The organism is Flavobacterium sp. N1736 (assembly GCF_025947065.1).
Classification (GTDB): Bacteria; Bacteroidota; Bacteroidia; order Flavobacteriales; family Flavobacteriaceae; genus Flavobacterium.
This window is the reverse complement of record NZ_CP109994.1, coordinates 714,798-730,591: the sequence shown is the minus strand read 5'-3', so window position 1 is coordinate 730,591 and position 15,794 is coordinate 714,798. Positions and strand designations below refer to the sequence as shown.

Genomic DNA, 15,794 nt, shown 5'->3' with positions numbered 1-15,794 from the left:
ATATGATTTATTTTTAAAGAACTTCTACTTTGGATTCTTACCTTTGCAAAAAAAATTATTTATGTCGAATATATATTTAGGATATCATTTTACGATTGAACCGAAGGAACCGGGATCAGAAATTTTAATTGCTGAATTGGGCGAAAAAGCGTTTGAAACTTTTACAGAAACAGAAACTGGAATTTCGGCTTATGTAAAGAAAGATTTGTGGGATGAGAATATTCTGGATGACATTTATATTTTACAATCTGAAGAATTTAAAATTGAATACACGGTTGAAGAAATCGATCAGGTAAACTGGAACGAAGAATGGGAAAAGAATTTTGAAGCGATTGATGTTGACGGAAAATGTCATGTTCGCGCTCCTTTTCATCTAAAAACAGATGCCGAATTTGATATTGTAATTGAACCAAAAATGAGTTTTGGAACGGGACATCATGAAACTACACACATGATGATTCAGCATTTATTAGAAATGGATGTTGAGGGTTTAAAAACGTTAGATATGGGTTGCGGAACTGCGATTTTGGCTATTTTGGCCGAAATGAAAGGTGCTCAGCCTATTGATGCCATTGATATTGACAATTGGTGTTATTTAAATTCTATTGAAAATGCTGAACGCAATAATTGCAAACATATTACCGTTTATGAAGGCGATGCAGCATTATTGGCGGGAAAAAAATACGATTTGATTATTGCCAATATCAACCGTAACATTTTGCTAAACGATATGCAAAGTTATGTTGATTCTTTAAACCCAAAAGGTATTATACTTTTTAGTGGTTTTTATGAACAGGATATTCCTTTTATCGATGCTTCATGCACAGAAAAAGGTTTAACTTATGTTAAAAAGTTTCAAAGAAACAACTGGGTTTCATTAAAATACGTAAATTAGATAGTAATTACAACAGTACAAAAACCTAAAAACATGAGTACTAAAGAAAAAGTAAGAGAAAGAGTTCGCGAAAAGGAAGCGACGGCTTTTAATAATGAAATCATTGTGTATAACGACGATGTAAACACTTTTGATCACGTTATTGAAACTTTAATGCGTGTTTGTAGTCATACGCCTGAACAAGCAGAACAATGTTCCTTAATTGTACATTACAACGGAAAATGCACAGTAAAAACTGGTCCAATGGACAAACTTAAACCACAATGTACACAACTTTTAGAAGCCGGACTAAGCGCTGAGATTGTTTAATTGTCAATAATTTAAAAAATGTTATAAATTATTCTATATTTGGATAATTTATAACATTTTTTTTATGGAAGAATACGGAAAGATATTAATTATCGCTACGCCTATTTTTTTAATTTTAATTATAATTGAAAAAATATACGGCATCTATAAAAAAGAAGATACTGCTCCTTTAATCGACAGTGTATCAAGCATAAGTTCCGGAATTACTAATTCTGTAAAGGATGTTTTGGGTTTAAGTCTGACTTTTATTTCTTATGAATGGCTGGTTTCTAAAATTGCCGTTTTTCATCTTGAAGCTTCTGTTTTATCCTTTTGTATTGCTTTTTTTGTTATTGATTTTTACGGCTATTGGAGTCATCGACTGGCACATCAAATCAATTTTCTCTGGAACAAACATGCGATTCATCACAGCAGCGAAGAATTTAATTTAGCCTGTGCGCTGCGTCAACCTATTGCGAGTCTGGTTAATTTGTTTACTTTTTTATTGATTCCGGCTGCCTTATTGGGCGTTCCTGCAACTGTAATTGCGATTACTTTGCCTTTGCATTTATTTTTACAGTTTTGGTATCATACGAAACACATCAAAAAAATGGGTTTTATAGAACACATTTTGGTTACTCCGTCACATCATCGTGTTCACCACGCAATAAATCCTGAATATTTAGATAAAAACCATTCGCAGATTTTTATTTTTTGGGATAAACTTTTTGGTACTTTTCAAGCTGAGCTGGATGATGTTCCGCCTGTTTTTGGTATTACAAGACCGGCACAAACCTGGAATCCTATAAAAATTAATTTTCAGCATCTTACCTTATTAATTAAAGATGCCTGGCGAGCCGAAAAATGGAAAGACAAACTCACTATTTGGTTTAAGCCAACTGGCTGGAGACCGGAAAACTTTGAAGAAAAATATCCGGTACATAAAATTGAGAATGTGTACAATTTTGAAAAATATGGTACCCAGAATTCTCAAAAATTAATTTATTGGTCGGTTGCTCAAATGCTAATTACACTTTTATTTGTAACTTATTTATTTGATAATATTGCCAAAATTGGTTTGCCTAATATCTTCGTTTATGGATTTTTTATTCTCATTACGATTTACAGTTATTCTGAATTAATGGATAAAAGTAAATATGCCGTTTTTTGGGAAGGATTCCGCTTTATAATTGCTATTGCGATTATACTGTATTATGGAGATTGGTTTGGATTAAACCAGCTTTTTTCCTTTGCAAATTATATCATTTTAAGCTATTTAAGTTTCTCATTTATAACTACAATTTATTTTGTTATTATCGATTTTAAAACTCTCCCCCCAAGTCCAACAATCAATTTTTAACACCACTATGAAACACACTTTATTTTTTAGAATTTACATTGCAATTAGTATTATTTATTTACTCGTTCTGCTTTCTGGAAATGAATTTCTGGATTTATATTTAAAACCTGTTTTAATTCCCTTATTGGGATTTGCTGTTTATGCTTATAAAAGATTTCCGTCGCGAAATACACTTTTAACGGCTTTAGCTTTTTCATGGATTGGCGACGTTATTTTATTGTTTGCTGATATTGCCGAAATCTATTTTATTCTTGGATTGGTTTCTTTCTTGATTTCTCACATTATATATTGTACACTTTTCAATAAACAAGATCATACTCAAATCAGGAATAATATTGTTTTTAGAGTTGGATGTATTGTAATTGTTGTTTATTTAATTGGTATGCTTTGGGTTTTATTACCAACTTTGGGCGATCTTAAAATTCCGGTTATTGTTTATGCTTTTGTGATTTCTACCATGCTTTTATTTGCTCTTAATGGCTTTTTAACGTGGTCAAAACCCGGAAACAAATATGTTTTTACAGGTGCGGCAGTTTTTGTAATTTCTGATAGTATTCTGGCTATTGATAAATTTCATGCGCCAATAGAAAGAAGCGCGTTTATTATTATGTTCACTTATCTTTTGGCACAATATCTGATTGTGGCTGGTATATTAAAATTGAATCCGAAAAAGGCAGAATAGCTGATTTACTTTTTTTAATAAATTAAAATTTGCGGAAATTCGTGAAATTTATGGCATAAAAACCTTTTACATTTGTACGACTAATACCAAATAACCATGAAAAAAATAGCGCTTTTTATCGTTTTACTAATTACTGCAACTTCGTGTATAAGTACTAAATCGACTTTGAAAAATGTTGATGATAATGCTCCGGATTTAGTTTTAAAAAAAGACAATACATTTGTAATTACGCTTTTTAGCAACGATAAAAAATATGGCTACGATCCTGATTATCCGGTAAATATTTTTTTTAGAAATACAAGAGATGAAGCTTTAAACGAAACTCGTTTTTTAAATGCTTTAGCCGGACCAAACGGTGAAAAAATCACCTATTTAAGATTAGAAACCTGTTGCCCTTTCCCAACTAAACGAAGCGATATGGGAGCCGGATTCCTGAATGTTTATGAACTAAAATGGGAAGGTCAAAAAAAGCCAATTAAACTTTATTTGAATATTTATGAAAAAGGAATTTTAATGGTTCCAATGGGATTGAGTTTGAAGAAGGAGTAGATTTTTGAGTTTAAATCCTATATTACAAATAGACTTAAATTGATTTTGATTGCGGGCACGAGCGGGACGCTCGCGCCAGCCAAAGAAAATATAGAAATCGGTTTCTTACAAATAGTGTATTGTATTTTACCAAAAAGAGAAAAAATTACAGAATTTTAAATATCTTTGAATTATGAGCACAGAAACAAAACCAAAACATATTGGCAGAAATATTAGCCGAATCAGAGAGTTAAAAGGCATGAAACAAGAAGCACTTGCTATGGCAATTGGTCTAAGTCAGCAGTCTGTTTCTAACATTGAAGGAAGCGAAAATGTTGATGAAGAAAAACTTCTGGAAATTGCAAATGCTCTAGGTATAACTACAGAAGCAATAAAGAATTTTTCAGAAGAAAATATGATCAGCTATTTTAATACCTTCAACGAAAGTCATGGTAATTATTTTGGAAGCCACAACAATACTTGCACATTTAATCCTCTTGATAAAGTAGTTGAACTTTACGAACGTTTAGTTCAGGCTGAAAAAGATAAAGTAGAATATTTAGAAAGAGTATTGAAAGATAAATAGTATTTATAAAAGCTATAATTAATTAAAACGAGACTTTAAAAAGTCTCGTTTTGTTTTTATAACATAACGAATAAGCTTCGCTAGCGCGAGCGTCCCGCTCGTGCCTACAAACTGAATAAATACAAGTATGAGTATTAAATATAAATTTGGAGAAAAAACAGGAGCTTATTTTGTGAGTTTTGCAACTATAAATTGGATAGATGTATTTACACGAGAGGAATATTTTGGAGTTGTAATTGAGTCTCTGGATTTTTGCAGAAGAAATAAAGCAATGGAAATATATGGATATTGCATTATGCCTAATCATATTCATTTGATTTTTCGTTCTGGAAATGAAGATCCATCAGGTTTGATGAGAGATTTCAAAGGATTTACTTCAAAAAAACTTCTTCATGCCATTAAAGAAAATCCTCAGGAAAGCAGAAAGGAATGGATGCTTTGGATGATGGAGCGTGCAGGAAAAAAGAATAGCAATGTTAAAAATCTGCAATTTTGGCAACAAGATAACCACTCAATTGAAATTTGATCATTGAAAGTTTTTGAGCAAAAACTTAATTATATTCATCAAAATCCCGTAAAATCAGGGTTTGTTACTGATGCTGTAGACTGGAAATATAGTTCGGCTAAAAATTATTCCGAAAATAACCATACCATTTTAGAAATAGACTTAAATTGATTTTGATTGTGGGCACAAGCGGGACGTTTGCGCTAGCAGGAGATTAGGTTTTAAGTTTTAATACTATTTTTTACAAATAGACTTAAATTGATTTTGACTGCGGGCACGAGCGGGACGCTCGCGCTAGCAGATGAAAAGTTAAAAACATTTTAAAAATATTCAGTTAACTGTAATTCTACCGCCAATTTAGCCGTGATAGCAGCGAAAATCATTTTTTGAGAAAGCCTGTTTTTTATGGTTTTTGCAGAGCGACCGGAGGAAGCTCCTGCAAGGACCAAGAAAAAAAGGGTTTAGAGAAAAATATTGTAGCGGATAGCGCGATTAGCTTCTTAAAAAAAACTTAAATCTTCATCTCGTATTCATAAATCATGACTACCTTTGCACTGTCAAAAAATCATATTATGAACATACAACATATTCCACAAATTAAGCATACTGATAGTGGGAATTTCTTTTTATTGGCGGGACCTTGCGCTATCGAAGGAGAAGAAATGGCTCTCAGAATTGCTGAAAAATTAGTTGGTATTACCGACAAACTTCAGATTCCTTATGTCTTTAAAGGATCATTTAAAAAAGCAAATCGTTCCAGAATTGATAGTTTTTCCGGAATTGGAGATGAAAAAGCATTAAAAATTTTAAGAAAAGTTTCAGAAACTTTTCATATTCCAACTGTAACTGATATTCACACAAATGAAGATGCTGATATGGCTGCGCAATATGTAGATGTTTTACAAATTCCGGCTTTTCTTGTTCGCCAGACTGATCTTGTTGTTGCTGCGGCAAACACCGGAAAAGTGGTAAACTTGAAAAAAGGACAATTTATGAGTCCGGAAAGCATGAAACATGCAGTGCAAAAAGTATTAGACTGTCATAATGAGAATGTTATGGTTACAGATCGTGGTACTATGTTTGGTTACCAGGACATGATTGTTGATTTTAGAGGAATTCCAACTATGCAACAATATGCCTCTACGGTTCTTGATGTAACGCACTCGTTGCAACAGCCTAACCAAACTGCCGGTGTTACGGGCGGAAGACCTGATATGATTGAAACTGTTGCCAAAGCGGGTATTGCTGTGGGTGTTGACGGTATTTTTATCGAAACTCATTTTGACCCTGCAAACGCAAAAAGTGATGGCGCTAATATGCTGCATTTAGACTATTTTGAAGGTTTAATGACTAAGTTGGTTGCTATTAGAAAAACAGTTAATTCATTCTAATTTTTAATATTATTTCATTGAAAACAAAAATTTTATTTTTCTTCTTAGTATGTGTTTCCTTAAACACATTTGCTCAGGAAGAAATCACAGTAGAAAGATATACAGCACATAATAAAGGTAAATTCTTCGTTTCATGGGGTGGTAATAGAGACAGTTATACTAAATCTGATGTAAACTTTAGAGGGAAAGATTACAACTTTACTGTAGCAGACATGAAAGCGCATGATAAACCAAAAGGATATCATATTGATTATATTAATCCGGCAAACATGACAATTCCTCAAACTAATTTTAGATTAGGGTATTTCATTAACGATCATTATAGCGTTTCTATCGGTTGGGATCACATGAAATATGTGATGACTCAGAATCAAACGGCTAATGTTACCGGTTATATTAATTTACCTGCTGATGAAGCTGGATCTTTTTACAACGGACTTTATAATAATACACCTGTAGATATGTCTCTACATGGCGCTCAGGAAGGTGGTACTGATGCTACTCAGGGAAATCCTCCTGCTTTTTTAATGTACGAACATACAGATGGTTTGAACTATGTTAATACTGAGGTTTCCAGACATGACGATATTTCGAAATGGTTTGGTTTGCCAAATACAGATAAAGTTCAGATTAACTTAACTGAAGGTATAGGTGCCGGAGTTTTATACCCAAAAACAAATACAACTTTATTAGGAAAAGAACGTCATGATGATTTTCACGTTTCTGGTTTTGGTGTATCTGCAAAGGCGGGAATCAACTTTACTTTCTTCAAGTATTTTTACTTACAAGGTGAGCTAAAAGGTGGTTACATCGACATGAAAGATATTAGAACTACGGTAAGTAATGAAGATAAGGCTTCGCAACACTTTTTATTCTTTCAAAGAATTATTGCTGTTGGAGGAATTTTTAGAATCTAATATTTCTTAAAAATATATTTTAAAATAGTTATCATTTATTTGGTAACTATTTTTTTTATTATTTACTTTGCAATTCAAAGTACTTTATATATCATTTCTTTTTTTGAGTTAATACAGAGAACTGAATTAAGAAATGCCAGAAAATAAAGTATATTTAGATTCTAAAAATTCAACATGAAAAAAATGAAGTATATCTTTTTAGGAACTACGCTTTTAATTAGCTTTTGCTGCGCTTTGTATGTGGCGACATTGGTGTTTCCTAATAATCCGTTTTCAGGAGCAAAACCTCAAAATGCTTTGTTTGATAAAATTCAGGATGGTGATATTATTTTTCAGACTTCAGAATCTAAGCAATGTGAAGCGGTGAGAATTGCAACAAATTCTAAGTTTTCGCATTGCGGAATTATCTTTTTTATAAATGGCAGGCAATTTGTTTTTGAAGCGGTTCAGCCTGTAAAAATAACACTACTAGAAGATTGGATATCACATGGAAAGGATCATAAATATGTGGTAAAAAGATTGAAAAATGCCGAAAAGGTTTTGACTCCGACGACATTGCAAAAAATGAAAGATTATGGTCAGCAATTTAACGGTAAAGAATATGATGCCTTTTTTGAATGGACGGATAATCGAATCTATTGTTCTGAATTGGTTTGGAAGATATACAAAACCGGAGCTGGTGTAGAATTGTGTCCGCTACAAGAATTGAAGGATTTTAATTTGGAAGACAAAAGAGTACAAAAAATATTAAAGGAAAGGTATGGAAATGATATTCCGCTTGACGAAAAAGTGGTCTCGCCTTCTAACCTCGCCGATTCTAATTTATTAAAAACCGTAATCGATACGTATTAAAATCTAAAAAGCTGATTGAAATCTAAATTGGCTTTTTTATTTCTTAATTTACTTTGAATTTCAAAGAACTTTTAAAATAATTTTATGAGAGATTATATTGTTGAAAAAATGTATGACGTTAGCAGGAAACCATATCAAAAGTATTTTAAAAAAAGTACGCCGTGGGAAATTGACAAAGATGAATTATTGCAATATCCTAAAGATTCTCTTGGGTTTGGATTAGGACAATTTCTTAACAAAAATCATTTTGATATGCAGCCAAAACTGGAAGATCATGACATTATTCATGTTTTAACAAACACTGGAATTTCGGTCGCTGAGGAAATCGGAATGCAATATTATCTTTTAGGAAACGGGAAGAAAAGTTTGTATTTGTATGTTGTAATTATTTCCGGAACTCCTTTTTATATAAGTCAGATACGTTACTTTTTTCAGCAATACAAAAAGGGAAAACGGGCACTTCCCTTTCATTATCTTGATTTCTCGAAAATGCTTTCTATTCCTGTTCAATCAATTCAAAAAACATTTAATATTTAAATCATGGAAACAACTGACGAACCTTTTGAAGAAAAACAAGCAACAGAATTAGCTATTGGCAGTTTTATTGTCAGCACCATTTTGTTTGTACTTTATATTGTTACAAATGCCAGTGCAAATGTTTTGATTATTGCATTTCCATTTGTTACGGCTGCAATACTTCTTAACGCAATAATGTTATTTCATCTTATTGATAAATTTATTTATTTGCCGGAATATAGAAAAGATATAGCCATTAAAATTCTAATTCTATTGTCTAATATTCCTATTACATTTTTGTATTATACGATCGTAATGAAGCTGTAATTAAAAGAAGAAAGCCGTCTCATGAGACGGCTTTCTTTTCCACAAAACATAATAATCCATTATTTAAAAAAGTAACCAATCGTTATTTGAAAAACTCTGTTCTTCATATCATTGTCAATAAAATGATTTATATCGCCTTTTTTAAAAACATTAGAATAAGAAAGGTTATATCTCAAATCTGTATAAAATTTATCTTTAAATTGATAACCCAATCCAAAATTTACTGATGTATCTATACCACTCGAATACTCTTTTAAATTAAAACTTTCCTGATTTTCATACCCTAAAAAATTATCCTTGTATTTATTATTGGCTTTTAAAAGTATTCCGATCTGAGGTCCGGCTTGTAGACTTAAATCTTTTATTACGTAATATTTTAACATTACCGGAATGTTTAAATAGTTAAGCTTAATGGTGCTTTTATAGTTTGAATTTGTAACGTCCTGATCAGAAAAGGAAACTTTTGTTCCCTGCTGGCTGTACAACAATTCTGGTTGAAGCGAAAAGTTTTTCGACATAGGAATTTCGACCATAACTCCTGCTCTAAATCCTGTTTTGCCTGATGAATTTAATTCGCTTTCATCAAAAGTAAGACTCGCAATATTTAAACCTGCTTTTACTCCCAGTTTAACCTTTTTGGTCTGAGCTATAACAGTCACACTCAAAAATAGTGTGCATAAAATTATTATAGATTTTTTCATAGTATTTCTTTGTTTAAGTATGGTAACTCCAAAAAATGAGAGTTACCATTCTTTTATCTTTATTTTTATTTCTTAATAATCTTGGCTGTGTATCTCTTCCCTTGTATACTGCAATCTAAAACATAAACTCCGGGACTTAAAGCAGTTATATTTAGAGTTGATGGTAAACTCGTATACGTTTTATTCCACACTGATTTACCGTCTATTGCGTAAATGCTGATTTGTATTTCTCCTTCAATTTTATCAGCCAGAAAAATGTTTACAATATCAACAGCCGGATTAGGAAACACTCTGAAAAGGTTTGTTATTTTTCCAAGAAGCATTCCTTTTGAATCAAATGAAGCCGAAACATTATTACATCCGTTTTTAGTTGTTACCTGTAGGCTGTAATTTCCTTCCCAAACTGTAATTATCGATTTTTCAGTTGCATTTGGTATTGGTCTGTCATTTAAAAACCATTGGTAAGAAGCTGCGTTAATGGAAGCGGTTAGTTTTTTATCGCCTGCAATCTGAATTTCAGGTACAACGTTTTCATCAATTGAAACAGTCGTACTAAACGTTTTACCAATTCCATTTTCGTTATAAACCGTTACGAAATAATCCCCGCTTTTTGTTATCGTAATAGTTGGTTCCGTTGAACCATCAAACCATTCGTACGATTTATATTTTCCAGGATTTAAAACAACTTCAGGACCACAAGCAACTCCACTTACTAATTCAGATTCGAAAGTGTCGAATGTTGCCGTTATTGTTTCGGTAAGTGTACAGCCATTTTTCATTTCTAATGTTACCGTATAATCTCCTGCTTTGGTTATTTCAATACCGTTGGAAACATCACCTGTACTCCATTTGTACGAAACAGCTTTTAATTTTTTAGCACTAATATTAGTTTGAGCATCAACATATAAAGTTTTACCTGTATACCCATGAATTACCGTATTATCAAATATTTTAAAATCTGATGGTACTCCCTGATAGATATAGTTTTTTATTTCATTGTTTTGCTGGATAGCATCATTCTCTAATTTTGCATTCACATTAAATACATGAGAGTCTCCGCTATCATCAAGTTTTATTTGTTTTTTCAAAATATATTCTATGCTTCCGCCAACCGGAATTCCAGCTTCAACAGATTCTGAAATAGCTTCATTTGTGTTGCTATATTCTACATCTAATTGAATTGTATTTGCTGCAATTGCAATTTGTCCTTCATTGGTTAACTTCACTTTAAATTCAGATCCGCCACATACATCTCTTGGCGACAATATTTCTACTGATACATCTAAAACAGGTTCGCTGATTATTTTTAAATCATCTAACACCATATAAGAATATCCACCTTCTTTAGCATGTCTAAATCGCAGCATCACAGATTTTCCTGCATATTTAATTAAGTTTACTGCTCCTTTTTGCCATTCGGTGTCTACATAACTTCCTTGCTTAGAGTCTTTCCATATTTCAGTCCATTCGCCGCCTGCAGTTTTAATATCGATACCAAAAGAATTGATATAATTGCATTGCATTCCATAATAAAATTCTAAAGCAGTTGTATTTTCAGATAACTTATACATTGGAGAAACTAATTCTCCGTACATAGCATAATATTCAAGCTGACTGTAAAGCATCATTGCAGAAGCATCTTCTGTATGATCTTTTCGAGGAATCGTTACGGTTGCACTATCAGGTTGTGTAACATTTCTCCAAGGATAATTTTCATCACTTTGATTTGATGTATATCCTTTTGATCCAAATAGTGAGCCTTGGGCTACATTTGAGAAAGTTTCAATATCTAAGCCTGGTGCTTTTGCAATAACCTCAAAAGATTTTGTAAGGGTTGCTGCCTCAGCTTTTGATTGTCCGTTTGTAATTATTTTTACCGTAATTTCATAATTTCCTGCTGCTAACTGCGGGATATTGTCCAGTGTATAAACAATAGTTTGATATTGCTGTATCTGATCATTTCTTTGTAACGTAACCGGTTCACCAATAGCTTTACCATTTTGAGTAATTTGATATTCGATTTCAGCTTTTTCTACTTTTTTATAAAATACATTTCTTGCCGCTATAAAAAATTGGTGCGAAGGTGAGTCTTCATAAACAGTTTCAGGTACACTTAAATTAGATAATTGCAAATATTCTGATTTCTCTGTAAACTTAATATTATCTACTGCAAAACCATCTGCAAATAATCCGTTATCATCATGCTGAAATGCTACAAGAACACAAGGTTTTCCTGCATACGGGGTTAAATCTACGTGATATTCTATCCAATTATTGATATAATACATTTTAAAAACCGTTTCCCAGGTTTTACCTCCATCTGTACTTACTTTTACATATCCGTCTGAAAGTCTCGCGCCATCTCCAAAAGCATCAAATGTTAAGTGTGCTTCTTTATAATTGCTCAAATCTAACACAGGAGAGGTTAGCATATCATTTGATGAGTCACAATTACAAATATCATCGTTACTCGCCATAAATTTTGTGTGCTCTGTTAAGAAAAAACTTGGAGATCTTAACTCTAAATATGTTCCATGTTTCCAGCCTGCAGCGCCTTTGTTTTCAGAAGTTCTCCAGCCTTTATATTTGGTCACATCTTCAAAATCCATTATATATGGAAGCACCGATATTTTCATATCTTCATTGTCCCAATTATCGTAATTAAAGGTATAAGTATTATTTTGTGGTCTAACATCCTGAGTCACATCATCAGGAAATACAGTAACCGTAATGGTATTATCACCAATGCTTTTTAAGTCAATATTGGGAATAGAATACGTTATGGTATCTCTAAACTTAGTAAAGACTAATGATGCTTTTTCTGTTTTTGAAAAAACTTCATTTTTTGCACTATCAAGAATTTTTACTGTAAAATTAACCTGTTCAGCCGCTGTTGCAAAATTATTGATGATTTTGGTCGTTATTTTTGCATTATTATTATCAATTTTACAACTGCCAGCATCTATACTTGCATCCAAAAGCACTAAATCATAAGGTGCATTATCTATATGAATATTGTCTATATATGCACCTATGAATCCATCCCTATAATTATCTGTGGCAACACGAAAACGAATAGCGCCTTTTTTACCTGCAAGGTCATTTAAACGCATTCCAATTGGCATTTTCTTATAATCAATTTCAATTCCTGTAAACCATGGTCCTGACAAGAGACCTTTTTCATCGTAATGTAAAGTTGAAGGATAATCAATACCTGTAACTTTTTTCCAATTTTGATTATCTTCAGAATATTCTACAACTAATCCATCATATCCGTTATGAAACAAAGTGGCAATATCAAATTCAACATACGGAAAAGCAATATTCGTAAAATCAAATACTGGCGATTGCAATGTAAAATCTGCATTTAGTTCCATTCTTTCAGAAGGATTAGCAAGATTTACAGTCGCCCATAAATATTTAGACTTAGTGTCTCTAAACGTATGAGAAGATGCCTGCCATACAAATTTTTGATTTGTAGCCAGCGATTTTGAATACCAGCCTCCGGATGTTCTTTCAAAATCCTGAGTATATGGAAATTGAGTTACAATACCGCTGTAAACAGCACTTATGCCACTGTTATTAGTTGCTACAGGATCCTGACTGTAGGATACAAAAGCTTCATAAGTATGTAAACCCATTGGTGATAAATCGATCGTACTATCAAAAGGAATTGTCATTTCTGAGTTTCCTTTAAAAACATCACTCAATGTAATTTCTTTCCAGATTGTTTCATTCCCGGCAAGTGTATTTGCATATCCTATTTTTAATTTAGATCCGGCAGGTAAATCCTGACATCCTAAATTATAAACCGTAACTGATAATGCGTGCTTTGCTGACAATGCTGTACCGGAGTATGACGGAAGATTTAATCCCACAACTTTAAGATCGAAATCTTTTTGCGGAGAAATAACCATAAAACTTGAAACAAAAGAAATTCCGTCTTTTGCACCAAACTCTATAACAGGATTAAAATCAAATTTAACTTCAACATAGTTTAACTTCGTATCGCTTGTTATGTAAGGAATATTTTCCTGAATTTTTATGGTAGTTTCTTCACCGATCGCCAGATCTTTAGCAAAGCTAATTGTACTATCGTTAGTGTATTGAGTAGTCAGCCTGTTGCCAAAACCAATCATCATTAATCTCAATTTGTAATTTAAAATCTCATTTGCTTTAATTACAACAGATCCCGTATTTTTAATTTTAACATAAAAAGGTTCGTTCCCTTTTAAAGAACCACAAGTTTCAACAGGATTCTCAACTGAAACAATTACTATTTGCTTATCTGTAAAAGCAGTTCCAACACCAATAGCATACCAGGCATTGGTAACTTGTTTGTATTCTTCAGAACCTAATCCGTACAAATCTTCTGTAACCATTAAGGTCGCCTGGCGCATATCGCTAAAGTTTGAAGACGGAGACAAATACTCCGTAAGCGTTATGTAGGCAATTTTCTCTGCCTTTGCAAGACCAATAGCCTTAACATCATAACTGTTATTAAGATCATTTACACCTTGACCTCCTTCACTTAAAAGATAAAACCAGTAATTTGTAACTCCACTGTTAATGTGAACTCCTCCATTATCATACGTTATGTCTAGCGGATTTGCCCAATTTTTACCTCCGTAAGTATCAGGCTGACCCTGCGCTTTTGGGTTCGCCATATTTCTCATGCTTCCATGAGTGTACAATTCATCACCCAGCAGCCAAATATTTTTACTTGATTCTCTCCCAACATAAAATTCAACGGCTACGCCAAAGATGTCGCTGAAAGATTCGTTTAAAGCACCTGATTCTCCCTGATAAATTAAACCGGCTGTAAAACGTGTTACACCGTGAGTTAATTCGTGGGCAGTAATTCCTAAACCAACATAAGGCGTGTTGTAACCATCTCCAAATTGTGCCCAGCCTCCAGTCCACGAAGCATTTTCAACATTAGTGCCTAAATGTGCCAGACCAATAATGGTCATTCCTTTATTATCGATACTATTTCGATTAAATTTTTCACCATAATATTCTATGGTTTTTTGCATTCCCCAATGAATATCGATGGCAACTTCATCGTTATCTTTATTGTGCAGTTCATTCCAAATATTATCGTCATCAATAAACTCCGTGATTACTTCATCTGAAGCCTGATTTGCATGATTCATATTCCAGGTTACAATTGGCACATTGTATTTTCCCTGTAGCGCCTCTAATCGGTATCCATCAGCATATTGTTTCGTATTAAAAGTAACTTCTCCGGCATATCGAGATTTACCTTTTCCAATACTTTGAACTGAACCTTTAATACTTGAATCCCGGTTTAAATCAATGATAAGAATTATTTTTCCTGTGTTTGCATCTACATAAATGGTCTGGCTCGATTGTGGATTTATAGCATAAATATCATATTTCCAGGTCAGATAATAATCTTTTAGTTCAGAAGAAAAGTTAGGTCCAACATACACCAATTCACCTTTCGGTTTCGTGCTTATATCTTTATTTAATAAGGCTCCTAATTTTTTACTTTCCCAAATATATTGTTTGGCATTTACCGTTTTCAGGGCAATCTCTAAACCTGCTGCTGCACTTATTTTATAGTTGCTGCTTACAGTCAACTTCTTAGCTGTAGCCCCAAATGCATCAATTTTAGTTTTATTTTCTCTAACCTTATATATTGCTCCTTCAACAGGAACTGAGTTATGCATTTGCTGATAAGTTGCCAGCGTTCTGCCATGATTATCAGAAATTGATTTTAACTGCATTTTATCAGATGCAGATAAATCAAACTCTCCTTTTTTGACTTCAAATATATTTTTTGCAGTCAAATTTGATGATTTAGCAAAAGATCTCACCTTTGTATTAACTGAATCTTGTGCGTTTGTTTTCGCAATACTATTCGTTAGTTTTTGCTCAAATAAATTTTGACTTTGTTGTGCTTGTTTCAACACTGATTCGCTTTCTTCGGCTGAAAGTTCTTTTCCGTTTATCTTTTCTTCTTTTTGAGTAAAGAGATTATTTGGATTATTATTCTGATTCGAATTTGGATCATTGGTTTTCGTAGAAACCGTTTTTTTCTGGCTTGTAACAGGCGATCCTAGAGCTGTTATTACATTGCCTTTTAGTTTATTTGGTAAAGGTGACTGCGCCATTCCAACGGAACAGACAAAGAAACCTAACAAAATAAACAAATACCTTGTCTTGTAGTAAATTTGGTTCATTTTTCTAAATTTAAATTAATATTCTAGTTTGCTTGGT

The 15,794-nt window shown here is 32.8% G+C and carries 13 protein-coding genes and 1 pseudogene; 12 read left to right on the top strand and 2 right to left on the bottom strand.

The window, feature by feature from the left end; all coding sequences use genetic code 11:
- Window positions 1–61: 61 nt before the first annotated feature.
- The 12 genes and pseudogenes from prmA to OLM54_RS03065 all read left to right on the top strand — a co-directional run bounded on the left by prmA (window position 62) and on the right by OLM54_RS03065 (window position 8,847).
- Window positions 62–895: a 50S ribosomal protein L11 methyltransferase gene (gene prmA, locus OLM54_RS03120; protein ID WP_264537145.1), complete on the top strand. Its 834-nt coding sequence runs from the start codon at window positions 62–64 to the stop codon at window positions 893–895.
- A 33-nt stretch (window positions 896–928) separates the two neighbouring features.
- On the top strand, window positions 929–1,204 hold the full coding sequence (locus OLM54_RS03115; protein ID WP_230700632.1) for an ATP-dependent Clp protease adaptor ClpS: 276 nt from the start codon (window positions 929–931) through the stop codon (window positions 1,202–1,204).
- Between the two features lie 64 nt (window positions 1,205–1,268).
- Window positions 1,269–2,543: a sterol desaturase family protein gene (locus OLM54_RS03110; RefSeq protein ID WP_264537144.1), complete on the top strand. Its 1,275-nt coding sequence runs from the start codon at window positions 1,269–1,271 to the stop codon at window positions 2,541–2,543.
- A 7-nt stretch (window positions 2,544–2,550) separates the two neighbouring features.
- Complete coding sequence (locus OLM54_RS03105) at window positions 2,551–3,225, top strand: lysoplasmalogenase (RefSeq protein ID WP_264537143.1); 675 nt, start codon at window positions 2,551–2,553, stop codon at window positions 3,223–3,225.
- 96 nt (window positions 3,226–3,321) lie between these two features.
- The gene (locus OLM54_RS03100) at window positions 3,322–3,774 is read left to right on the top strand and encodes a 2-dehydro-3-deoxyphosphooctonate aldolase (protein WP_264537142.1); all 453 of its coding nucleotides are present in this window, start codon (window positions 3,322–3,324) and stop codon (window positions 3,772–3,774) included.
- Window positions 3,775–3,946: 172 nt separating this feature from the next.
- Window positions 3,947–4,339, top strand: a complete 393-nt coding sequence (locus OLM54_RS03095) for a helix-turn-helix domain-containing protein (RefSeq protein WP_264537141.1) — start codon at window positions 3,947–3,949, stop codon at window positions 4,337–4,339.
- Between the two features lie 127 nt (window positions 4,340–4,466).
- Window positions 4,467–5,015, top strand: a pseudogene (locus OLM54_RS03090) (REP-associated tyrosine transposase).
- A 401-nt stretch (window positions 5,016–5,416) separates the two neighbouring features.
- Window positions 5,417–6,235, top strand: a complete 819-nt coding sequence (gene kdsA, locus OLM54_RS03085; RefSeq protein WP_264537140.1) for a 3-deoxy-8-phosphooctulonate synthase — start codon at window positions 5,417–5,419, stop codon at window positions 6,233–6,235.
- 17 nt (window positions 6,236–6,252) lie between these two features.
- Window positions 6,253–7,152, top strand: coding sequence for a hypothetical protein (locus tag OLM54_RS03080; protein WP_264537139.1), 900 nt, complete (start codon window positions 6,253–6,255; stop codon window positions 7,150–7,152).
- A gap of 174 nt (window positions 7,153–7,326) precedes the next feature.
- Entirely contained in the window at window positions 7,327–8,004 is a 678-nt protein-coding gene (locus OLM54_RS03075) for a YiiX family permuted papain-like enzyme (RefSeq protein WP_264537138.1), read from the top strand.
- Window positions 8,005–8,088: 84 nt separating this feature from the next.
- Window positions 8,089–8,541, top strand: coding sequence for a hypothetical protein (locus tag OLM54_RS03070; protein WP_264537137.1), 453 nt, complete (start codon window positions 8,089–8,091; stop codon window positions 8,539–8,541).
- Window positions 8,542–8,544: 3 nt separating this feature from the next.
- Entirely contained in the window at window positions 8,545–8,847 is a 303-nt protein-coding gene (locus OLM54_RS03065) for a hypothetical protein (protein WP_264537136.1), read from the top strand.
- Between the two features lie 59 nt (window positions 8,848–8,906).
- Here the strand turns inward: OLM54_RS03065 and OLM54_RS03060 are convergent, their stop codons facing one another.
- Both OLM54_RS03060 and OLM54_RS03055 read right to left on the bottom strand, forming a co-directional pair.
- Window positions 8,907–9,548 carry a porin family protein gene (locus OLM54_RS03060; RefSeq protein WP_264537135.1) on the bottom strand — a complete coding sequence of 214 codons (642 nt, stop codon included), beginning with the start codon at window positions 9,546–9,548 and terminating at the stop codon, window positions 8,907–8,909.
- Between the two features lie 65 nt (window positions 9,549–9,613).
- The gene (locus OLM54_RS03055; RefSeq protein WP_264537134.1) at window positions 9,614–15,757 is read right to left on the bottom strand and encodes a M4 family metallopeptidase; all 6,144 of its coding nucleotides are present in this window, start codon (window positions 15,755–15,757) and stop codon (window positions 9,614–9,616) included.
- Window positions 15,758–15,794: the final 37 nt, after the last annotated feature.

Bases quoted from the DNA above. Each gene is read 5' to 3' on its own strand.
- prmA (WP_264537145.1), top strand. From the start codon at position 62: ATGTCGAATATATATTTAGGATATCATTTTACGATTGAACCGAAGGAA.
- OLM54_RS03115 (WP_230700632.1), top strand. From the start codon at position 929: ATGAGTACTAAAGAAAAAGTAAGAGAAAGAGTTCGCGAAAAGGAAGCG.
- OLM54_RS03110 (WP_264537144.1), top strand. From the start codon at position 1,269: ATGGAAGAATACGGAAAGATATTAATTATCGCTACGCCTATTTTTTTA.
- OLM54_RS03105 (WP_264537143.1), top strand. From the start codon at position 2,551: ATGAAACACACTTTATTTTTTAGAATTTACATTGCAATTAGTATTATT.
- OLM54_RS03100 (WP_264537142.1), top strand. From the start codon at position 3,322: ATGAAAAAAATAGCGCTTTTTATCGTTTTACTAATTACTGCAACTTCG.
- OLM54_RS03095 (WP_264537141.1), top strand. From the start codon at position 3,947: ATGAGCACAGAAACAAAACCAAAACATATTGGCAGAAATATTAGCCGA.
- kdsA (WP_264537140.1), top strand. From the start codon at position 5,417: ATGAACATACAACATATTCCACAAATTAAGCATACTGATAGTGGGAAT.
- OLM54_RS03075 (WP_264537138.1), top strand. From the start codon at position 7,327: ATGAAAAAAATGAAGTATATCTTTTTAGGAACTACGCTTTTAATTAGC.
- OLM54_RS03070 (WP_264537137.1), top strand. From the start codon at position 8,089: ATGAGAGATTATATTGTTGAAAAAATGTATGACGTTAGCAGGAAACCA.
- OLM54_RS03065 (WP_264537136.1), top strand. From the start codon at position 8,545: ATGGAAACAACTGACGAACCTTTTGAAGAAAAACAAGCAACAGAATTA.
- OLM54_RS03060 (WP_264537135.1), bottom strand. From the start codon at position 9,548: ATGAAAAAATCTATAATAATTTTATGCACACTATTTTTGAGTGTGACT.
- OLM54_RS03055 (WP_264537134.1), bottom strand. From the start codon at position 15,757: ATGAACCAAATTTACTACAAGACAAGGTATTTGTTTATTTTGTTAGGT.